General features: G+C 66.1%; 16 protein-coding genes and 1 pseudogene. 8 read left to right on the top strand and 9 right to left on the bottom strand.

Annotated elements, in window-relative coordinates:
• Positions 1–48: 48 nt before the first annotated feature.
• The 4 genes from ACUCV0_RS10915 to ACUCV0_RS10900 all read right to left on the bottom strand — a co-directional run bounded on the left by ACUCV0_RS10915 (position 49) and on the right by ACUCV0_RS10900 (position 4,435).
• Entirely contained in the window at positions 49–1,599 is a 1,551-nt protein-coding gene (locus ACUCV0_RS10915; protein WP_482212675.1) for a phospholipase D-like domain-containing protein, read from the bottom strand.
• On the bottom strand, positions 1,596–2,876 hold the full coding sequence (locus tag ACUCV0_RS10910) for an NAD(P)/FAD-dependent oxidoreductase (RefSeq protein WP_482212674.1): 1,281 nt from the start codon (positions 2,874–2,876) through the stop codon (positions 1,596–1,598). Before ACUCV0_RS10910 ends, ACUCV0_RS10915 begins: the two co-directional genes overlap by 4 nt.
• Positions 2,877–3,065: 189 nt before the next feature.
• Positions 3,066–3,875, bottom strand: coding sequence for a class I SAM-dependent methyltransferase (locus tag ACUCV0_RS10905; protein WP_482212673.1), 810 nt, complete (start codon positions 3,873–3,875; stop codon positions 3,066–3,068).
• Between the two features lie 71 nt (positions 3,876–3,946).
• A complete protein-coding gene (locus ACUCV0_RS10900) occupies positions 3,947–4,435 on the bottom strand; it encodes an Lrp/AsnC ligand binding domain-containing protein (protein WP_007159864.1) in 489 nt (162 codons plus the stop codon).
• Positions 4,436–4,592: 157 nt separating this feature from the next.
• On the opposite strand from ACUCV0_RS10900, the gene dadA reads away from it, so the two are divergent.
• The 4 genes from dadA to ACUCV0_RS10880 all read left to right on the top strand — a co-directional run bounded on the left by dadA (position 4,593) and on the right by ACUCV0_RS10880 (position 8,118).
• Entirely contained in the window at positions 4,593–5,891 is a 1,299-nt protein-coding gene (gene dadA / locus ACUCV0_RS10895; RefSeq protein ID WP_482212672.1) for a D-amino acid dehydrogenase, read from the top strand.
• Complete coding sequence (locus ACUCV0_RS10890) at positions 5,866–6,222, top strand: RidA family protein (protein WP_482212671.1); 357 nt, start codon at positions 5,866–5,868, stop codon at positions 6,220–6,222. Before dadA ends, ACUCV0_RS10890 begins: the two co-directional genes overlap by 26 nt.
• Before the next feature lie 91 nt (positions 6,223–6,313).
• On the top strand, positions 6,314–7,384 hold the full coding sequence (gene alr, locus ACUCV0_RS10885; protein WP_482212670.1) for an alanine racemase: 1,071 nt from the start codon (positions 6,314–6,316) through the stop codon (positions 7,382–7,384).
• Between the two features lie 179 nt (positions 7,385–7,563).
• The gene (locus ACUCV0_RS10880) at positions 7,564–8,118 is read left to right on the top strand and encodes a cupin domain-containing protein (protein WP_482212669.1); all 555 of its coding nucleotides are present in this window, start codon (positions 7,564–7,566) and stop codon (positions 8,116–8,118) included.
• A gap of 253 nt (positions 8,119–8,371) precedes the next feature.
• On the opposite strand, the gene ACUCV0_RS10875 is transcribed toward ACUCV0_RS10880, so the two are convergent.
• Positions 8,372–8,923, bottom strand: coding sequence for a DinB family protein (locus ACUCV0_RS10875; RefSeq protein ID WP_482212668.1), 552 nt, complete (start codon positions 8,921–8,923; stop codon positions 8,372–8,374).
• Positions 8,924–9,071: 148 nt separating this feature from the next.
• Between ACUCV0_RS10875 and ACUCV0_RS10870 the strand changes: the two genes are divergently transcribed.
• The 3 genes from ACUCV0_RS10870 to ACUCV0_RS10860 all read left to right on the top strand — a co-directional run bounded on the left by ACUCV0_RS10870 (position 9,072) and on the right by ACUCV0_RS10860 (position 14,731).
• Positions 9,072–10,055: a glycosyl hydrolase 53 family protein gene (locus ACUCV0_RS10870; protein ID WP_454252305.1), complete on the top strand. Its 984-nt coding sequence runs from the start codon at positions 9,072–9,074 to the stop codon at positions 10,053–10,055.
• A 282-nt stretch (positions 10,056–10,337) separates the two neighbouring features.
• Positions 10,338–12,950 carry a cellulase family glycosylhydrolase gene (locus ACUCV0_RS10865; RefSeq protein ID WP_482212667.1) on the top strand — a complete coding sequence of 871 codons (2,613 nt, stop codon included), beginning with the start codon at positions 10,338–10,340 and terminating at the stop codon, positions 12,948–12,950.
• 839 nt (positions 12,951–13,789) lie between these two features.
• Entirely contained in the window at positions 13,790–14,731 is a 942-nt protein-coding gene (locus ACUCV0_RS10860) for a 2-keto-3-deoxygluconate permease (RefSeq protein WP_482212666.1), read from the top strand.
• 227 nt (positions 14,732–14,958) lie between these two features.
• Here the strand turns inward: ACUCV0_RS10860 and rep are convergent, their stop codons facing one another.
• On the bottom strand, positions 14,959–16,971 hold the full coding sequence (gene rep / locus ACUCV0_RS10855; protein WP_271653646.1) for a DNA helicase Rep: 2,013 nt from the start codon (positions 16,969–16,971) through the stop codon (positions 14,959–14,961).
• 59 nt (positions 16,972–17,030) lie between these two features.
• A complete protein-coding gene (locus ACUCV0_RS10850; protein WP_482212665.1) occupies positions 17,031–17,723 on the bottom strand; it encodes a hypothetical protein in 693 nt (230 codons plus the stop codon).
• A 175-nt stretch (positions 17,724–17,898) separates the two neighbouring features.
• On the opposite strand from ACUCV0_RS10850, the gene ACUCV0_RS10845 reads away from it, so the two are divergent.
• The gene (locus tag ACUCV0_RS10845; protein WP_059313219.1) at positions 17,899–18,483 is read left to right on the top strand and encodes a flavin reductase family protein; all 585 of its coding nucleotides are present in this window, start codon (positions 17,899–17,901) and stop codon (positions 18,481–18,483) included.
• Positions 18,484–18,522: 39 nt separating this feature from the next.
• On the opposite strand, the gene ACUCV0_RS10840 is transcribed toward ACUCV0_RS10845, so the two are convergent.
• Positions 18,523–19,248, bottom strand: a complete 726-nt coding sequence (locus ACUCV0_RS10840; protein ID WP_482212971.1) for a methyl-accepting chemotaxis protein — start codon at positions 19,246–19,248, stop codon at positions 18,523–18,525.
• A pseudogene (locus tag ACUCV0_RS10835) lies at positions 19,222–20,367 on the bottom strand (methyl-accepting chemotaxis protein); the annotation flags it as partial. The pseudogene ACUCV0_RS10835 and the gene ACUCV0_RS10840, both read right to left, overlap by 27 nt.
• Positions 20,368–20,575 lie beyond the last annotated feature (208 nt).

The following is a 20,575-nucleotide window of genomic DNA, read 5'->3' as shown; positions in this document are numbered from 1 at the left end:
TCCAACCCCCTCTCCCTCTGGGAGAGGGGGTTGGGGTGAGGGCGAAGCCTAGAGCATCCGCTCCAGTCCTACCGCCTTGACCACCCAGGCGTTGAAGCGACGCCTGGCGCTACCGGGTTCGTGGTGCAGCACCCGGGGCTCGCCATTGCGCTCGCTGACCCACTCCAGCCGCACCTGCCCCCGATCCTCGACACGCTTGACCGCGTAGGAGACGCTGGGGTCCATGCCCTGCAGCATCAGCTGCCGCAGGCGACCGGTGAGGGCCGGGCTGTCCACCAGCACCCCGACCTCGGTGTTCCACAGCACCGAGCGCGGATCGAAGTTGAAGGAGCCGATGAAGGACCAGCGCCCGTCGATGGCCATGGCCTTGCTGTGCAGGCTGGATTCGGATTCGCCGAAGCTGTAGGGCAGGGCGGATCGCTTCTGGTCCGGACGGGCGCGCAGCTCGAAGAGCTTGACGCCCTGGGCCAGCAGGGCCGCGCGATAGGGCGCGTAGCCGGCATGCACGGCGGGCACGTCGGTGGCTTCCAGGGCGTTGGTCAGCACCCGCACGTCCACGCCACGGGCGGCCAGGCCTCCCAGGTAGGCGACCCCCTGATTCATGGGCACGAAGTAGGAGGAGACCAGCAGCAGCTCGTGCTGGGCGCCATCCAGGATCGGTTGCAGCTGGCGGGTCAGCAGCAGCTGCCAGTCCGGCTCGTCGTCGGCCAGCACCTTGCGCGGTGCATCCCAGAACGCCTGGGCGTGGGCCCAGGTCAGCTCCTGCAGCCAGCCGTCGAGTTGCGGGGCGGTGGCGTAGCGACGCAGGCGGTTGTACAGCGCCAGGTCGCGGGTGCGTTCGCTGTCGAGATAGTGGTGCAGCCGTGCGCGCAGCCGCACCAGGGCGGAGGACGAGGGAGCGAACCAGCGTAGCCGCCGGGCCGGCTGGCTCAGGGGGCTGTTCCAGTACTGGTCGAAGCTGGTACCCAGTTGCCGCGCCACTGGGCCAGCGGCGAGCAGGTCGAGATCGGTGAAGTTCATCTCCGGGCGGGCATCGAAGTACTCGTCGCCCAGGTTGCGGCCGCCGACGATGGCTACGCTGTCGTCGGCCAGCCACAGCTTGTTGTGCATGCGTCGATGCTGGTGGTTGAGATCCACCAGGCGGCCCAGGGCTCGGGTCGGGCCGGTGCTGCGGCCCAGGTGCAGCGGATTGAAGACACGGATCTGCACGTTGGGGTGGGCGGCCAGCACAGCGATCTGATAGTCGTTGCCGTCGCTGCTGGTGTCATCGATGAGAAAGCGGATGCGCACGCCGCGATCCGCCGCCTTGAGCAGCTCGTTGACCAGCAGGCGCGTGGTCAGGCCGTCGTGGACGATGTAGTACTGGATGTCCAGGCTGCGTTGGGCCTTGCGGATCAGCTCGGCGCGGGCAGTGAAGGCATCGGTGCTGGTTTCCAGCAGGCGCAGGCCCGACAGGCCGGGATGGGCGGCGCCGGCCGCGCGTACCTGGCTGTCCAGGGCGGTGCCGGCGACCGGCAACACCTGGGAGGCCTGGCGCGGGATCGGCGTGGCGCAGCCGGCCAGCAGCGCCAGCAGCAGCGGAACGACCAGGCGGATCACAGGCTGTCCTTGAGGCGATACCAGAGCATGCCCAGGGCCAGCAGCGGCGAGCGCAGGTGGCGACCGCCGGGGAAGCGCGCATGGGGCACCTGGGCGAAGAGGTCGAAACCGGCCGACTGGGCCAGAATCGCCTCGGCCAGCAGATGGCCGGCCAGGTGGGTGGCGTTGACGCCGTGGCCGGCATAGGCCTGGGCGTGGAAGACGTTGGGATGCTCGCGCAGCCGGCCGATCTGCGGCAGGCGATTGGCGCCGATGCCGATCATGCCGCCCCAGGCGTAGTCCACCCGGACGTCCGCGAGTTCGGGGAAGACCTCCAGCATCTTCGGCCTCATGTAGCCGGCGATGTCCTTGGGATCGCGTCCGGAATAGTGGCAGGCACCGCCGAACAGCAGGCGACGGTCGGCGGAGAGACGGAAGTAATCCACCGCCACGTTCTGGTCACAGACCGCCCGGTTGCCTGGCAGCAGGCGCGCGGCGCGTTCGGCCGAGAGCGGTTCGGTGGCGATCACGTAGCTGCCGGCCGGCAGGACCTGGGCGGCGAGGTCAGGCTGCAGCTCATTGATGTAGGCGTTGCAGCAGAGCACCAGGGTATCGGCGGAGACCCGGCCGCGGGCTGTATGCACCTGCACCTTGGGGCCGTATTCCAGGCGGGTGACCTGGCTGTCCTCGAAGAGCTGCACGCCCAGGGCCTGGGCCGCGACAGCCTCGCCCAGGGCCAGGTTGAGCGGATGCAGGTGGCCGGAACCCTCGTCCACCAGGGCGCCTTCGTAGCGCTGGGAGCCAACCACCTCGGCTAGTTGGTCCTTGGGCACCAGGCGCAGTGGATGGGGATAGCCCAGGGCCTGGAGCGCGGCCTGCTCTTCCTGCAGGTGCCGCCAGTGACGCGGCTTGTTGGCCAGGTCGGCGAAGCCCCAGCGGAGATCGCACTGGATGTCGTGGCGGGCGATACGCTGGCGGACCAGATCCACCGCCTCGAAGCCCAGGCGCTTGAGTTCGCGTACCCCCTCGGCGCCTATGACCGATTCGAACTGCTCGACGTCGTGGCCGACGCCGCGGATCAGTTGACCGCCATTGCGTCCGCTGGCTCCCCAGCCGATACGCCGGGCTTCCAGCAGCACCACCCGCGCGCCGCGCTCGGCCAGTTCCAGGGCGGTGTTGAGCCCGGAGAAGCCACCGCCCACCACGCAGACATCGGTCTGGATCTCACCTTCCAGGGGCGGAAAACTCAGTGTCTGGTTGGCGGTGGCGGCGTAGTAGGAGGGCGCGTGGGGCTGCATAGGCGGCGTCTGATTTTGCGGGTGAAAGGGACAAGAGCCTGTTCAACGTCTTGCGAGCTGGAGCCAGGCAAGGAGAACAGACTCGAGGAAGCGGATCGGACTCGCGCTCGAGTTTACACAGAGTAAATGAGCATTCCGAACGTCTGTTCGACGCGGTTTGGCCGACGCGCCGCTGACTTTGAATAGGTTCTAAGCCGTCGGCCGTTGTGCCACCAGGGTAAAGCTCATCGGCAACTGGGCGGCCTGGCCCTGATAGCGGTCGTAGTCGACCTCGCGATTGGAGTGTGGATGCTCCTCCAGCCGTTGCAGGATCAGGCCTGCGTCCAGGCAGGCGGTCACGATGGCGCCCAGGGTGTGGATATGCCAGTAACTCGCTGCGCCCTGCCCATGAGATTCGCCGTCATAGGCGATGAGCGCCTCGCTGACCAGGGGCTCACGGCGGAAGTAGCTGTAGTGGGGCAGCAGCGGCTGGTCCGCGTGGGGCTCGAACATCTCCAGGAACGGATGGGTCTCGTAGATCACCAGGCGCCCACCCGGGGCCAGCAGACCGGTCACGGCGGCGAAGAAGGCGGGCAGGTCCGGCATCCAGTTCAGCACGCCGATGGTGATCAGCACCAGGTCATGCTGGCCGAGATCCTCGGGCAGCGCATAGATGTCGGCCGCTACCAGCCGGGGTGTCAGGCCTGCTGCCGCGGCCAGTTGCTCGCCTTGGGCGAGGAAGGCCGGCGCCTGATCGATGCCCAGCGCGGGCCGCGCGCCGAAGGCGGCCAGGGAGAGCAATTCGCGGGCATTGTTGCAGCCGACCTGGGCACAGCTCAGGCCGCGGATGTCCAGGTCGCCGAGGGTGGCGGTCAGGCAGCCATCGAGGACCGAAAAGCCCGGTTGCCGGGCCTGTTCCAGCAGGCGCTGCCAGTCCTCACCCTGGGCGTGGAGCGGGGCCGACACCTCCCAGGCCTGGCGATTGGCGGCGGTGATGAGCTGACGCTGACATGGATCCATGGGCAGGCCTCCTTGGCCATCCTGCGAAAGACCGCAGCCTAGACGCCCGGTGCCGGGATCGCCAGGCAGCACTAGTCCGGCACCGGCAGGCTCAGGGTCTCCTTGATCTCTTCCATCACGATGTAGCTCTTGGATTCGCGCACATGGGGCAGCTTGAGCAGGATGTCACCCAGCAGCTTGCGATAGGAGGCCATCTCCGAGATGCGCGCCTTGACCAGGTAGTCGAATTCGCCGGAGACCAGGTGGCATTCCAGCACCTGGGGCAGCTTGAGCACGGCGCGGCGGAATTCCTCGAAGGTGTCGCCGGACTTGTAGTCCAGGCTCAGTTCGACGAACACCAGCAGGCCGGCCTTAAGGTGCTGCGGATTGAGGCGGGCGTTGTAGCCCTGGATGATGCCCTCGCGCTCCAGGCGGCGGACGCGTTCGGTGCAGGGCGTGGTGGACAGTCCCACGCGCTCGCCCAGCTCGGTGAAGGAGATGCGGCCATCGTCCTGGAGGATGCGCAGGATGTTGCGGTCGATCTTGTCCAGCTCGCGTCTGGCCTGGTGATGAGTACGCATCGCGGGGGTCTCTGCCAAAGGGGGCTTTACCGGAAAATTACTCCGAATATAGGCAATTCTTCAGTGATTAGCACTGCAAGCGCCTTTCTATACTTGCCGTATCTGCCTTCATTCCGACGAAAGCCGGCGAAATCCTCTCACCGGCCAGGAGCTAGCGATGCGTGTACTGGTTTTGGGTAGCGGCGTCATCGGTACGACCAGCGCCTACTATCTGGCCCGCCAGGGTTTCGAGGTGGTCGTGGTCGATCGCCAGGCCGGTCCCGCCCTGGAGACCAGCCATGCCAACGCCGGTCAGGTCTCGCCTGGCTATGCCTCGCCCTGGGCCGCGCCCGGCGTACCGCTCAAGGCATTGAAGTGGCTGTTCCAGAAGCATGCGCCCCTGGCCATCCGCCTGACCGGTGACAGCAACCAATACCTGTGGATGGCGCAGATGCTGCGCAACTGTACGGCTGCGCGCTATGCGGTGAACAAGGAGCGCATGGTGCGGCTGTCCGAATACAGCCGCGACTGCCTCGACGAGTTGCGTGAGGACACCGGCATCGCCTACGAAGGCCGCCAGCTGGGCACCACCCAGATCTTCCGCACCCAGCAGCAGGTGGATGCCGCGGCCAAGGACATCGCCGTGCTGGAGCGCTCCGGTGTGCCCTTCGAGCTGCTCGACCGTGATGGCGTGGCGCGGGTCGAACCGGCGCTGGCGGCGGTCAAGCACAAGCTGGCCGGTGGCCTGCGCCTGCCCAACGACCAGACCGGCGACTGCTTCCTGTTCACCAATCGCCTGGCCGCGGAGGCTCGCCGCCTGGGCGTGGAATTCCGCTTCGGCGCGGAGATCCAGCAACTCAGCGCCAACGGTGATCGCCTCGACGGCGTCCGCGTCGATGGCGAGCTGCTCACCGCCGATTACTACGTCCTGGCCCTGGGCAGCTACTCGCCGCAACTGCTGGCGCCCCTGGGCATCCGGGCCCCGGTCTATCCGCTCAAGGGCTATTCGCTGACGGTGCCCATCGTCGATGCCAGCATGGCGCCGGCCTCGACCATCCTCGACGAAACCTACAAGGTCGCCATCACCCGCTTCGACGACCGTATCCGTGTCGGTGGCATGGCCGAGATCTGCGGCTTCGACCTGAACCTGGATCCGCGTCGCCGTGCGACCCTGGAAATGATCACCGGGGACCTCTATCCTCGTGGCGGCGACCTGGCCCAGGCCAGTTTCTGGACCGGTCTGCGACCCGCCACCCCGGACGGGACCCCCATCGTCGGCGCCACCCGCTATCGCAACCTGTTCCTCAACACCGGACACGGGACGCTGGGCTGGACCATGGCCTGTGGCTCCGGCCGCCTGCTGGCCGACCTGATCGCCCGCAAGCAGCCGCAAATCAGTGCCGAGGGTCTCGACATCTCCCGCTATTCCGCCACCCAGGAGTCCCCGCGCAATGCCCGTACAGCGTCTGCACACTGATCGCCGCCTGAGCGAAATCAACATCCATAACGGCACCGTCTACCTGGCCGGCCAGCTGGCCGACGACTTTTCCGGCGATATCTACCAGCAGACCCGGGAAACCCTGGCCAACATCGACAAGTTTCTCGCCGAAGCCGGCAGCGACAAGCAGAACATCCTGGTGGTGACCATCTTCCTGCGCGACATCGCCCTGCACTTCGAGGGCATGAACCGCGCCTGGGATGAGTGGGCCGCCCAGGGCGCCACCCCGGGTCGCACCACCGTCGAAGCCAAGCTGGCCAAGCCGGACATCCTGGTGGAGATGAACGTCATCGCCGCCGTCAAGGCGTAAGACCGCCATTCTCCCTCTCCCTCTGGGAGAGGGCCGGGGTGAGGGTGTTTCACGCCCCCCCAAACTTTCCCTCTCTCTGCCGAGACCTCCCATGCGTCCCGCTCGCGCCGTCATCGACCTCGCCGCCCTGCGCCAGAACTACCGTCTGGCGCGTGAACTCTCCGATGCCCGCGCCCTGGCGGTGATCAAGGCCGATGCCTATGGGCACGGCGCGGTGGCAGTGGCCAAGGCCCTGGCCAGCGAGGCCGACGGTTTTGCCGTGGCCTGCATCGAGGAGGCGCTGGAGCTGCGCGCCGCGGGGATCCGCGCGCCCATCCTGCTGCTGGAGGGCTTCTTCGGCGTCGACGAATTGCCGCTGATCGTCGAGCACGATCTCTGGACGGTGATCCATGCCGATTGGCAACTGGAGGCCCTGGAGCGGGCCACCCTGGCGCGTCCGGTGCAGGTCTGGCTGAAGCTGGATTCGGGCATGCACCGAGTCGGTTTCTTCCCTGAGGATTACGCTGCCGCGTATCACCGGCTGCTGGCCAGCGGCAAGGTCAGCGGCATCGTCAAACTGACCCACTTCGCCCGCGCCGACGAACCGGACAGCCCCGCCACCAAGGCGCAGATCGCCACCTTCCGCGCCACCACCGAGGGACTGCCCGGCCCCACCAGCCTGCGCAACTCCCCGGCGACCCTGGGCTGGCCCCAGGCGGCCGGCGACTGGGTGCGCCCGGGGCTGATGCTCTATGGCATCTCGCCCTTCGCTGCGTCCCAGCCCGCCGCCGAGCGGCTGCGACCGGTGATGACCCTGACCTCCCGGGTGATCGCCGTGCGCGAACTGCCGACCGGCGAGCCGGTGGGTTATGGCGCGCGCTTCGTCACCTCCGGGCCGACCCGGGTCGGCGTGGTCGCCTTGGGTTATGCCGACGGCTATCCGCGCCATGCGCCCGACGGCACCCCGGTGGCCATCGACGGCCGCCCCGGACGGCTGATCGGCCGCGTCTCCATGGACATGCTCACCGTCGACCTGACCGACCACCCCCAGGCAGGCGTGGGCAGCGAGGTGGAATTTTGGGGCCGGCAGGTATCGGTGGCTGACCTGGCCGCACGCTGCGACACCATCCCCTACCAGTTGCTGTGCAACCTCAAGCGGGTGCCGCGCAGCTATCGCGACTGAGTCCAGGCGGATCGCCTGCCCGTTGGCGAACATGGGCGAGCGCAGCCAGGCCCGCACGTCCGCCCTGGTGTTGTAAATCTCGAACAGCGTTGCCATGATGCCGAACACCGTGCCGTGGCACGCCTTCAGCGCGTGGCCTGGCCACGTCTCCCCCGCCTGCTCGAGGAGTCTTTCCCACCTTGGACGTCGGTGCCCGCCTGCAAACCATCCGTACCCTCAAGGGCCTGTCCCAGCGCGAGCTCGCCAAGCGTGCCGGGGTGACCAACAGCACCATCTCGATGATCGAGAAGAACAGTGTCAGTCCCTCCATCAGCTCGCTGAAAAAGGTGCTGGCCGGCATTCCCATGTCCCTGGTGGAGTTCTTTTCCCTGGACCTGGAACAGGACGCGCCGACCCAGGTGGTCTATCGCGCGGGCGAACTCATCGATATCTCCAGTGGCGCCCACACCGTGCGCATGCGCCTGGTCGGTCGTGCCCATCCCAGCCGGGCCCTGGCCTTTCTCGACGAGACCTATCCGCCGGGCGCCGATACCGGCGAAGAGATGTACGCCCATGAGGGCGAGGAGGCCGGCCTGGTGGTGGAAGGCCGGCTGGAGCTGACCGTCGGCGGCGAGGTGCACGTACTCGAACCGGGCGACAGCTACTATTTCGAAAGCAGCCGACCGCACCGCTTCCGCAATCCCTTCGAGACCCCCGCCCGACTGATCAGCGCGACCACGCCAGCGAATTTCTGAGCACCCGCAGCACGGCGGTTGCAGGGTGGAAAACGGCGCAGCCCTTTCCCTCTGGAAGCCTGTGCCGGCGGCGCCGTCACCCCAAGCCTCTCCCGGAGGGAGAGGGGGCTGTCCGAGTGGACGCTCGAGTTCCTCGGTCCGGGTAGATTCGTGAGCAGACCGCAGGTTGGGCTGAAACAGCTCCATCGTCGAAGCCCAACATTGCCACCACGCTGAGGTAAGGCCCGCTGGGCTTCGCTGCGCTCAACCCTACCTACAGGGCGATTCCCCACAACTCCTCTTCGTCGATCCCCAGCAAAGCCAGCTCCGCCCGGCGTAGCGGTTCGTCCTGAGCGAGAAAGAATTCGTCCAGTTGCGGGGGCGCCACGCCGCTCGCCAGGAGCAGGGCATGGGCCTGACCGCGATGATGCAGCTGGTGTACGAAGAGATGCTGCAGGACCCGCCCGGCCTGTTCGCGGACAGGACCGCTGGCGCGAGGCAGGGTAAGGGTCTGCGCCAGGCGCGCCGGATCGAGATCGCGGCACAGGGTCATCAGGCGCAAGTCGCTGGCGGCCTGGGCTTCGCTCAGCGTCGCTAGGTCCGGCCAGGCGTGGTCACGATAGGAGCGCGGCTGATGATGCAGGGCGTCCAGGTAGAAAAGATCCACGTCGAGTAGATGGCCAAGCAGGGCCCAGAGCGAGCCGAAAAAGGCCGCGGGCTGGGGCGCGCGCAAGGCATCGGTGGACAAGCCGGCACAGGCCGTGAGCAGTCGGTGATTGGACCAGCGATTGTTGCAGGCCTGGGCCAGCAGCAGGGAGGCAGTCATGGGCAGATCCTTGGCGGGACGCGCGGACACTCACTGTAACCTGTGCAGATGTGCGGGGCGTCGCAGGCTGGCCAGCCTTGGCGTTGAGACCGTGGCGGCGCTTTGCCATGCTCGCGCGCTGGAACTCCTCTTTGCAAGGATGCGCATGATGCCTAGCGTTTCGCCCTGGTACGGCCTTGGTCTGGTCGCGGCCCTGTTGTGGGGGGGCACGGTGCAGGCCAACGATCCCGTGGCCCTGCCCGAATTGCCCTTCATTCCCCTGGGTGTGGTCGGGCACGACAACAATGCCGCCTATCCCGAGGCGCAGATGGAGCAGCGGCTGCAGCTACTCGACCGCTACAACCTGCGCAGCTATCGCTCCGGCGAATTTCTGCTGCTGGATCCCCCGCGGATGGATCGCCTGGTCGCCCTGGCCCGCCAGTACAACATCACCCTGCGTCCGGTGATCACCCGGCAGCTGACCCAGGCCCAGGCCTATGCCCTGGCCAAGCGCTATGCCAACGACATCAAGATCTGGGAGATCGGCAACGAGCAGGACTATTCGCGGGTAGGCGCCAGTATTCGCATCAGTCGGCTGGTGGACATCTACCGCGGTATCCGCCGGGCTTCAGACGAACTGAACGCAGGCCTCGAGACCACCATCAACGTGATGTCCTGCAATCCTGGCGAGAAGGGTCCCAAGGCACGCTGCCCCGGGGATCGGCTGGGCTCCATGTGGTTTCTCGACCAGGCCAAGGCGGCCGGCTTCGACTTCGACTACATCAGCTTCCACTACTACCCGCACTACCACGATCGTGGCCACTGGATGGATCTCTACCTGGGCCAGATGCGCGCCATGGCGGAAAAGTACCGCACGCGGATCTTCTTCAATGAGGTCAACTGCGGCGAGATCTACAAGGGCACCACCGATGGGGGACGACCAGGTGATCGCAGCTGCCATGACAGCCTTGAGGCCATCCTGTCCGAACTCAATGGGCGCTATCGCGACATCGTGCGCGAGATCAACGTCTACGAACTGCTCGATGAGCCGACCCACTCGATTCCCCACGAGCGGCACTTTGGGCTCATGTATGACCTGGACCGCCCCAAACCGGTCATGGAACTCATCCGTCGCTATGCCGGAGCGCCCTAGGGCGTCAGAAAGCGGACAAGTCTGACTTCAAGCGAGGATAGCCTCATCGCGTGACCGGGTAGTCACAGGAAATTGGTAGGGAAAGTGCCATCATCGGCACCGTACATCTGGCAAAACACCGCGTTCACCCCTGCCTGATGATGGCACGGGTTCTTATTGGTCTAGCGCTTGCACTAGGCTTTGCGGGTGCCGGGTAAACGATCTTCCCTGGCAGTTTTCCTGCTGTACCGAGGTGGGATGCACGGATCGAATCGCGCACCTCGGCCTATCTGGTTCCACTGCATGACTATCCTGAGCTCTATCTCCCGCCGCCTGCCGCGTCAGGCGCTGCTGTTGCCTGCCCTGTTCGCCACCGCTTCGCTTGCCACCTCCGCCCAGGCCGTTGACCTGGTCGGTCTCAACTTCTCCGGCGCCACCTTCGCGGCCCAAGTACTGCCCGGTGTCAACGACCGCAACTTCATCTTCCCGGCCGAGAGCCATTTCCAGCAGTGGAGCGCCAAGGGCGTGAAGCTGGTGCGCTTCCCCATTCTCTGGGAGCGCCTGCAACCGTCCATGGGGGTCAATCTCGACCCGGCCTATGCGGCACTGGTCGATCGCACCCTGGGCTATGCCCAGAAGTACGGGGTCAAGGTCATCCTCGATCTGCACAACTACGCCCGCTACCAGGGCAAGGTCATCGGCGCGGGCGAAGTGCCCTACGAGGCCTTCCAGAACCTGATGACCCGCATCGCGCAGCGCTGGGGCACTCATCAGGCGCTCTATGGCTACGACATCATGAACGAGCCCCATGACGCCGTGAGCAACTGGCCGATCGCCGCCCAGTACGGCATCAACGGTGTCCGTGCGGTCGATTCGACCCATCCCATCTTCATCGAGGGCAATGGCTGGGCCGATACCACCCGCTGGCCGCAGTGGAACGACGCCCTGCTCAAGCTGAACGATCCGGCCAACAACCTGATCTTCATGGCCCAGGCCTTCTTCGATACCAACCTGAACGTGGCCAGCCTGGCGCCCAACTATGGCGTCGAGCGCCTCAAGCCTTTCGTCACCTGGCTCAAGGCCAACAACAAGCGTGGCTTCATCGGTGGCTTCGGCGTACCTGACACAGATGCGCGCTGGTTGCCCATTCTCGACAGCATGCTCGCCTATCTGAAGCAGAACTGCATTCCGGCCACCTACTGGGCTGCCGGTCCCGGCTGGGGCACCTACAACCAGGCGGTCGAGCCCATCAATGGCAAGGAGCGTCCCCAGTGGGCGGTGCTGGCCAAGTACCTCGACAAGGACAGCTGCGCGGGCATCGGCCCCCAGGTAACGCCGACCGCCGCTACCCCGGCCAAGCCCCAGGCTGCGACCGGCGGGGCAACCGCCGGCAACACCGGTGGTACCGGTGCTACCGGCACCGCCGGGGCGACCACCGGCACGACCGCCGGCACCCTCACGGGCGCCGCCCCGGCCGCGGGCACCACCACTCCTGCAGGTAGCACGGCCACTACCGGGGCGACCACCGGAGCAGCCACTGGCACCGCGGGCAATGCCGCCAATGCCTCCAAGCTGACCACCGTCGAGCAGCTCTACCTGGCCTACTACGGCCGGGCGGCCGATGCCGGCGGGCTGAACTACTGGGCCTCCCGCCTGGCCGGCGACATGAGCGTCGAACAGCTGGCGGCCACCTTCGCCGGCAATGGCGAAGCCACTACCCTCTATGGCTCGCTGAGTGGCGCCGCTCTGGTCAACAAGGTCTATCAGAACCTCTATGGCCGCAGCGCCGACAGCAGTGGCAGCGCCTACTGGAGCAGCCGTCTGGCCAATGGCGTGACCTCGCGTGCCAACCTGCCGCTGGAAGTCCTGCGCGCTGCCGCTGGTGACGACAAGGCCTTCTTCGACAAGAAGGTGAGCACGGCGCTGGCCCAGGGCACCACCACCACGCCGGCCCCCGCGGCCAGCGTGCAACCGGTGCAGAACGTGGTCCTGCCGGTCGCCAGCGGTCTGGTCGCCTCAACGCCGTTGACCGGCTACAAGAACATCCCCCTAGGGGTGGTCGGCCACGACAACAGCGCAGCCTATCCGCCTGCCGAGATGGAGGCCCGCCTGCAGCTACTGGCGGCGCGCAATCTGCGCACCTATCGCTCCGGCGAGTATCTGGTGACCAACCTGCCCGAGCTGGATCGGCTGGTGTCCCTGGCCCGCAAGTACAACATCACCCTGCGGCCGGTGATCACCCACAAGCTGACCCAGGCGCAGGCCTATACCCTGGCCAAGCGCTACGCCAACGACATCAAGATCTGGGAGATCGGCAACGAGCAGGACTACGCCAAGGCCGGTGCGCAGGATCGCATCAACACCCTGGTCGGGATCTATCGCGGCATCAAGCAGGCCTCGGACGAGCTGGGCGCCAACCTCAAGACCACCATCAACGTGATGGCGTGCAACTCGGATGATCGCACCACCACCTCGCGTTGCCCGGGTGATCGCAATGGGGCCATGTGGTTCCTCGACCAGGCCAAGGCGTCGGGCTTCAACTTCGACTACATCAGCTTCCACTACTACCCCTATGTCGACGACAAGGGCTACTGGATGGACATGTACCTGGGCCAGATACGCGCCATGGCCAACAAGTACAAGACCAAGGTGTTCTTCAACGAGATGAACTGCGGCAACGTCTACCAGGGCAACACCGATGGCGGCCGTGACGGCGATCGGGCCTGCTACGACAGCGTCAAGCAGATGCTCACGGTGCTCAACACCAGCTACCGGGATGTGGTGGCCGAGATCAACGTCTACGAACTGCTCGACGAGCCGAGCCTCTCGGTGGTCCACGAGCGGCACTTCGGGATGATGTATGACCTCAAGCGTCCCAAGCCGATCTTCGACATGGTGACCAGCTTCGCCAAGTAAGACCTGAACACGGCGATCGCCCCGCCCCCACGGCCTGTATGGCGTGGGGGCGGTGTCGTTTGGGGCGTGTCAGTTTGGAACGGGGTGGGCCCTCACCCTAACCCTCTCCCAGGGGGAGAGGGGATCGATCGGCGCAGAGTGAAGCTTGGGGGTATCGCCCGAGCCTGGGATGGCTTGCCCAAGCCTGTCCTTACTAGCCCTCACCAAGTAGGACCTGAGCACGGCAATCGCTCCGCCCCCATGGCCTGTATGGCGTGGGGGCGGTGTCGTTTGGGGCGTGTCAGTCTGAAGCGGGGTGGGCCCTCACCCTAACCCTCTCCCAGAGGGAGAGGGGATCGATCGGTGCAGAGTGAAGCTGTGTATCGCCCGAGCCAGGAAGATCGTGCCCAAGTCCGAGGCTGCACCTGCTAGCCCCCTCTCCCTCCGGGAGAGGGCTGGGGTGAGGGCGATCCCGCCAAGGACCCCGCTTGAGCATCGCCCGTATCGCAGCCAGGGCATCGCTGCCGCGGGTGGTCTTCTGTTCCTGAGGCCTCTTCCAGACCAATAACCTGGGCCAGGCGCGGCAAATGGCCGGCACAGGGCGCCGAGCAGCCGGCGATTGCGGCAGGCTTGGTGAGGAAAGGGCAGCGGTGAGCGCTTCATTGTCAGCCCTGGCTGCCGCGCTTGCGCCTGCCTCTCTTTTGATCTTGGACTTTTGGCAAAGTAGCTTCCTAGAGCCTTTTCTCGTGGTCGGGAGCGGGTCCGCCCGCTCTCCAGGATGAATGTCCACTTCGGTGACGCCATGAAAATCAAAGCGACGATCGAGCGTATCCCGGGCGGCCTGATGCTGGTGCCAGCTCTTGCTGGGGGCAGTGCTGCATACCAGTTGGCCAGGAATCGGTCCTTACTTCGGCTCCTTCACCCAGGGTCTCATCACCGGCATCGTGCCCATCCTGGCGGTCTGGCTGTTCTGCCTGGGCGCCGCCATTCCCCTGCGAACGACCGGTACCCTGCTGCGCAAATCGGGCACCCTGATCCTGACCAAGATCGGTACCGCCTGGCTGGTGGCCGTGCTGCTCGTGCAGCTGTTGCCCAGCGGTGGGGTGACGTCCGGATTCTTCGTTGGCTTGTCGGTACTCGCCGTCGTGGCGGCCTTGGACATGACCAATGCCGGGCTCTATGCCTCGCTCATGGAGGAATACGGCACCCGCGAGGAAGCCGGCGCCACGGTCTTGATGGGCCTGGAGTCCGGGCCCCTGGTGACCATGCTGATCCTCGGCTCGACCGGGCTGGCGAGCTTCGAGCCGCGCCTGCTGGTCGGCGTCGTCATGCCTTTCCTGGCAGGCTTCGCGCTCGGCAATCTCGATCCGGAGCTGCGTGATTTCCTGTCGCGGGCGCCACGTATCCTGGTGCCCTTCTTCGCCTTCGCCCTGGGCAACACCATCGACCTGCGGGTGCTCATGACCACGGGGCTGCTCGGGGTGCTGCTGGCCCTGGCGGTGGTGCTGGTGTCGGGCAGCGCCCTGGTGGCGGCGGACATCCTGATAGGCGGCGGGCGCGGCACGGCCGGTATCGCGGCCTCCAGCACCGCCGGTGCGGCGGTCGCCACGCCGCACCTGGTAGCCCAGGCGGCACCGACCTTCGCCGCCGAAGCCCCGGCCGCCACAGCGCTAGTGGCCGTCTGCGTAGTGCTCACGGCGGCCCTGACCCCCATCGCCACCAGCCTCTGGGCTACCCATGTGGCGCCCAAGATACGCCCGGCTCAGGCGCGTCCGGCAGGGGACGGCCAGGGGGTGGGATGATGGCTCGATGTTGCCAATAGCCTAGGCGCTGTCGGAAAGGTACCCAGGCTTGACCAGGCGGTGTGGAGCGCACGCCCTATCCGCTTCCTCACCGATTCCGCCTTGCCTGCGCTCGACGACTTTTCGTACCAAACCTGGGAAACCACCAGGCGCCGCCACCGGCAGCGATAGCCAGGGTCAGCGGCGCCAGTAGCCAGGGCGCGACGGCCCGGTTCCTGCGCCCTACGCTAGCCCTTCTTCAGCATCGCCCGCATCGCCGCCAGGGCGTCGTTGCCGCGGGCGGCCTTCTGTTCCTGGGGGGCCTCTTCCAGCCCTTCCCATTGCAGGTCCTCGGGAGGCAATTCGTCGAGGAAGCGGCTGGGGGTGCAGTCGATCAGCTCGCCGTACTGCTTGCGCCGGGTGGCGTAGGTAAAGGCCAGGGTCTGGCGCGCGCGGGTAATGCCCACGTAGGCCAGGCGGCGCTCCTCTTCGATGGTGTCGGCCTCGATGCTGGAGCGGTGCGGGAGGATCTCTTCCTCCATGCCCATGATGAACACATAGGGAAATTCCAGGCCCTTGGAAGCGTGCAGGGTCATCATCTGCACCCCGTCGGCGCCTTCCTCTTCCTCCTGCTGGCGTTCGAGCATGTCGCGCAGGACCAGCTTGGCGATGGCATCCTCGATGGTCATCTGGCCTTCCTCGTCCTTTTCCAGGATGTTCTTCAGCGCATCCATGAGGAACCAGACGTTGCCCATGCGGAAGTCGGCGACCTTGTCGGAGCTGGCGTTCTGCCGAATCCAGTTCTCGTAGTCGATGTCCATCACCATGCTGCGCAGGGCGCCGATGGGATCTTCGCCGGCGCAGTTCTTGCGCACGCCATCCATCCAGCGCTTGAAGCGCCCCAGGCGCTCGGTGAAGCGGGCATCCAGGTGCTCGCCCAGACCGATCTCGTCGGCCGCGGCATACATCGACAGGTCGCGGCTGCCGGCATAGTTGCCGAGCTTTTCCAGGGTGGTGGAGCCGATCTCCCGGCGCGGCACGTTGATCACCCGCAGGAAGGCGTTGTCGTCGTCCGGATTCACCAGCAGGCGCAGGTAGGACATCACGTCCTTGACCTCCTGACGGGCAAAGAAGCTGGTACCGCCGGAGAGTCGGTAGGGGATCTGATGGTGCTGCAGCTTGAGCTCCATCAGCTTGGCCTGGTGGTTGCCACGATAGAGGATGGCGAAGTCCGCGTAGGGTCGCTGGGTCTTGAGGTGCAGGGTGAGGATTTCCAGGGCGATGCGCTCGGCCTCGCCGTCCTCGTTCTTGCAGCGCAGCACCCGGATCGGGTCGCCATGCCCCATCTCGCTCCACAGCTGCTTCTCGAACACGTGGGGGTTGTTGGCGATGAGCACATTGGCGCACTTGAGGATGCGGCTGGTGGAGCGATAGTTCTGCTCCAGCATCACCACCTTGAGCGAAGGGAAGTCGTCTTTGAGCTGCATCAGGTTTTCCGGCCGCGCCCCGCGCCAGGCGTAGATCGACTGGTCGTCGTCGCCCACCACGGTGAACTGGGCGCGCTCCTGCACCAGCATCTTCACCAGCAGGTACTGGCTGGTGTTGGTGTCCTGGTATTCGTCCACCAGCATGTAGCGGATGCGATTGCGCCAGCGCTCCAGCACCTCGGGGTGCTCCTGGAACAGCTTCACCGGCATCAGGATGAGGTCGTCGAAGTCGACCGCGTTATAGGCCTTGAGGGTGCGCTGGTAGTGCAGGTAGACCACCGCGGCGGTCTGCTCCTTGGGCGTGCGCGCCTTTTCCAGGGCTTCCTCCGGCAGGATGAGGTCGTTCTTCCAGTTGCCGATGTAGTTCTTGATCTCGTCCAGGCCGTCGTCGCCCTGGTATTCCTTCTGCATGATGTCGGTGAGCAGCGCCTTGATGTCGCCCTCGTCGAAGATCGAGAAGCCCGGCTTGTAGCCCAGGTGCACGTACTCGCGGCGGATGATGTTCAACCCGAGGTTGTGGAAGGTGGAGACGGTCAGGCCGCGGCCTTCGCCGGCCTTGAGCAGGCTGGCCACCCGCGCCTTCATCTCCCGCGCCGCCTTGTTGGTGAAGGTCACGGCGCAGATGTACTGGGCGCGGATACCGCACTGCTGTACGAGGTAGGCGATCTTGCGGGTGATGACGCTGGTCTTGCCGGAGCCGGCACCGGCCAGCACCAGCAGGGGGCCGCTGATGTAGGCCACGGCTTCGGCCTGGCGGGGATTGAGCTTGGACATGGCGGACCGGTGGGACGACGCTGGGCGGGGGATTCTACCAGCGCCGGTCCGCCCCGGTCTCAGGGCTTGGGCGGTGGCGCGACGAAGGTCAGCTGGCGCGGATAACCGTACTTCTCTCCGGGCAGCGCCGGACTGTCGAGAAATACCGCCATGCTGCGGCCGAATTCGTTGACGTAGGTGACGGCATAGTCCTGGCCGTCGGCCAGGCGGACGATGGCGCCGGTCTTGAATTCTTCGCGATTACGCTCGGTGACCGGAATGGAGATGCCGGCGGCCTTGCGGTAGACGCCCTTGAGCCAGTCCTGGTTGGTGAAGTCGTTGATCGGGGTGCTGAAGCGCCCCGGCAGGCGCTGCAGATGACGACCGGTGCCGGGGGCGTCATCCACCGCCAGGCGCCGGGGATAGCCTACGGCCTCGGCGTCCAGCGGGGTACCGTCGAGGAACACCGCCAGATTGTCGCCGACGCGCTGCACCTCGGTGATGGCACGCCATTCACCATCGCCCAGCTGGACCTGACGCCCACTGATGAAGCCCTCGACGTTGGCTGGCGTGGCCGGAATGGTCAGCCCCGCGACCCGTCGCAGCACGCCCCGATCCCAGTCTTCGTTGGTGAAGTCGTTGATGGAGCTGGAGAGGAGTGGCTGGGTAGCGGAAGTCTCGTGCGATGGGCTGGCGGTCTGGGCATGGGCCAGCGGCAGACCGAGATAACAGGCGCAGAACAGCAGGGCGGAGAGAGCCAGGCGAGTGGGCATAGAGGTCATCCTTAACGCAGGTTTCTTGTCGGTCCCATACCGGGAGTGGGCGATAGACCCTGGATGTCTCCCGGCGTTTAGGCCATGGCGGCGCAAAGCGGCATTTTTTTACCCGTGCGGCGCCGAATGGCAACCGCTGCGTTACCCTGAGGGCTTTTCCCGCTGGAGTGTGTCCATGAATTCGACCCTCGCCGCCGTCCCCCTGGCCAAGGCCTATCGCCTGCTCAACCACGGACCCACGGTACTGGTCAGCGCCGCCCACGACGGCCGGCGCAACGTCATGGCCGCGGCCTGGGCCATGGCGGTGGATTTCGAGCCGTGCAAGGTGGCGGTGGTGCTGGACAAGCAGACCTGGACCCGTGAGCTCTTGGAAGCCGAGGGCAGCTTCGTGCTCAACGTGCCTTGCGTGGCCCAGGTGGATCTGGTGCAGACGGTCGGCAATACCACCGGGCGCGAGCTCGACAAGTTCGCCGCCTATGGCATCGAGACCCTGGCGGGTGAACGGATCGCGGCGCCGCGGATCGCCGGGTGTGTGGCCTGGCTGGAATGCCGGCTGCTGCCCGAGCCGCACAACCAGCAGGGTTACGACCTGTTCCTCGGCGAGGTGGTCGCTGCCCAGGCCGATACTCGGGTGTTTCGTGATGGCCGTTGGGACTTCAGCGGCCAGGATCCCTTGCGCACCCTGCACCACGTCGCCGGTGGCCACTTCCTGGTGATCGGCGACGGCATTCAGGGGCAGTTGCTGACGCCCCGGGGGTAGGACGGACGACACCAGCGCCTGGCGTCGTCCGGGCAGTGGTCAGACGCGGAAGCGCGCCACCATCTGCTGGAGGTCGCCGCCCAGCCGCGCCAGTTCGCTGACCGACGCCGCGGCATGGGCATTGGCGTTGGCGGATTCCTCGGCCAGGCCGCTGACCTTGACCACGTTGCCGTTGATCTCCTCGGCCACCAGGCTCTGCTCTTCCACGGCGGTGGCGATCTGCTGGTTGAGGCTCTGGATTTCCGCCACCGTTTGGTAGATGACGTCCAGGGCGCGTTCGGCGTCCTGGGCCAGGGTCACGGTGCCCAGGGTGCGGTCACGGCTGGCCTGCATCCGCGTGCTGGCTTCGGTGGTGCCCTGTTGCAAGGTGGCGATGAGTTCGCCGATTTCCTGGGTGGACTCCTGGGTCCGCTGCGCCAGGGACCGGACCTCGTCGGCCACCACGGCGAAGCCACGACCCTGCTCGCCCGCGCGGGCGGCTTCGATGGCGGCGTTGAGCGCCAGCAAGTTGGTCTGCTCGGCGATCGCCTTGATCACGTCGATGACGCTGCCGATGCGACCGCTGGCGGCATCCAGGCGCTCCATGGCGGCGCCCAGGCCCTGAACCTCTTCGGCCGCCAGGGTGATTTCCTGGGCTGCGCGCTTGACCGTGCGGCTGCCCTCACGGGCCATGCTATCGGCGTTCTGCGCGGCGATGGAGGCGTTGGCGGTATTTTGCGCCACGTTGTGCACCGTGGCCGCCATCTCGTTCATGGCGGTGGCCACCTGGTGCATCTCGTCGCGTTGCTGGGTGGCGCCGCGGCTGGTCTGGACGCCAAAGGCCGAGAGTTCGTCGGCCGCGCTGCTGAGCTGCCCCACGCCATTGGCGATGCCACCGACCAGCTGGCGCAGATCGGCGGCCATGGCCTGGGTGGTGCGCTGCAGTTCGCCGAGTTCGTCACGGCGGGTCACCGCATCGCTCGGGGTCAGGTCGCCGGCGGCGACGCGCTTGAGCATGGCCATGGCGGTCGCCAGCGGCTGGGTGATCTGGCGGGCGATCAGCCAGGCGGCGGCGATGCCGATGAGCAGGGCGACCAGGCTGGTCAGCAGCAGCTTGAGCAGGGCGGCCTGACGTTCGGCGGCAGCGGACTTGAGCTGACCCTCGCCCAGCTGATCCAGCAACTGCACCAGCTTGTTGCCCTGGTCCTGCAGGCTGGCGACCGCGGCTTGGGCCTGGCGATTCTGGGCGACGATGGACTCGAAGAAGGCGCGGTAGCGGGTCACGTCCTGGGTGGTGCTGTAGAGGCGCGCGGCGGTGTCGCCATCGATCTGCTTCTGGGCGGTCGCCAGGGTCTTGAGCAGGTCGTCGATGACCTTCAGGGTCGCCTGGGACTTGCTGTCATCGGGAGTCCCGAGGAAGCGGCGGATGGCCAGGCGCACGCCGACCATCTGCGCCTTCATCTCGGCCACTGCCTTGAGGTCGGCGGTGCTGTAGCTGCCACCCGGAGCAAAGACCCGCTCGAACAGCTGATCGAAGGTCTCGGTGACGGTATCGGAGACCTTGGTCAGCTCCTTCTGCGCCTCGGCGCTGGTCTGGCTGGACTGCTGCAGGGCAGCGAAGCGTTCCTGGTAGGTCTTCATCTCCTGCTGGATGTTGTGCAGGATGGCGACGTTGGCCGGGTTGCTCAGCAGAATCAGGCCCTTGGCGACATCTTCCGCGACCACGGCCAGATCGGCCTGTTGCTTGGTGACGCTGGCGGCACTGGGATCGAGTAGGTAGTTCTTCTCGTCGATACGGACGGTGAGGATATGGGCCTTGAGCTCCCCGCTGTAGCGCGTCTTGGTGATGCGGTCGAGCAGGGTGTTGGCGGTGAGATAGCCGAACAGGGCCACCACCGTCACCATGACCAGCAGGGCACCAAAGCCCAGGGCCAGCTTCTTGGAAATGCCGAGATTGCTCAGCCAGGAGGCTTTGGAAGCAGACATGGGAATACCGAGAGAGAGTTCGAAGACTCCCTTCATCGGCCATCCCCGTCGATACTTGAAAGCCGACTGTCAGCGCCCTCAAGACAGCCTGGCGACGCTGACGGCTGGCTCCTGGGCAGGCGCGGTC

The organism is Pseudomonas sp. VMV1 (assembly GCF_056790235.1).
This window is presented reverse-complemented; position numbering and strand designations above follow the sequence as displayed.

Excerpts from the sequence above, each read along its gene's own strand:
- dadA (WP_482212672.1), top strand. The coding sequence starts at position 4,593 with ATGCGTGTACTGGTTTTGGGTAGCGGCGTCATCGGTACGACCAGCGCC.
- ACUCV0_RS10890 (WP_482212671.1), top strand. The coding sequence starts at position 5,866 with ATGCCCGTACAGCGTCTGCACACTGATCGCCGCCTGAGCGAAATCAAC.
- ACUCV0_RS10870 (WP_454252305.1), top strand. The coding sequence starts at position 9,072 with ATGCCTAGCGTTTCGCCCTGGTACGGCCTTGGTCTGGTCGCGGCCCTG.
- ACUCV0_RS10900 (WP_007159864.1), bottom strand. The coding sequence starts at position 4,435 with ATGCGTACTCATCACCAGGCCAGACGCGAGCTGGACAAGATCGACCGC.
- ACUCV0_RS10910 (WP_482212674.1), bottom strand. The coding sequence starts at position 2,876 with ATGCAGCCCCACGCGCCCTCCTACTACGCCGCCACCGCCAACCAGACA.
- ACUCV0_RS10875 (WP_482212668.1), bottom strand. The coding sequence starts at position 8,923 with ATGACTGCCTCCCTGCTGCTGGCCCAGGCCTGCAACAATCGCTGGTCC.
- ACUCV0_RS10905 (WP_482212673.1), bottom strand. The coding sequence starts at position 3,875 with ATGGATCCATGTCAGCGTCAGCTCATCACCGCCGCCAATCGCCAGGCC.
- ACUCV0_RS10850 (WP_482212665.1), bottom strand. The coding sequence starts at position 17,723 with ATGCCCACTCGCCTGGCTCTCTCCGCCCTGCTGTTCTGCGCCTGTTAT.
- alr (WP_482212670.1), top strand. The coding sequence starts at position 6,314 with ATGCGTCCCGCTCGCGCCGTCATCGACCTCGCCGCCCTGCGCCAGAAC.
- rep (WP_271653646.1), bottom strand. The coding sequence starts at position 16,971 with ATGTCCAAGCTCAATCCCCGCCAGGCCGAAGCCGTGGCCTACATCAGC.
- ACUCV0_RS10865 (WP_482212667.1), top strand. The coding sequence starts at position 10,338 with ATGACTATCCTGAGCTCTATCTCCCGCCGCCTGCCGCGTCAGGCGCTG.
- ACUCV0_RS10845 (WP_059313219.1), top strand. The coding sequence starts at position 17,899 with ATGAATTCGACCCTCGCCGCCGTCCCCCTGGCCAAGGCCTATCGCCTG.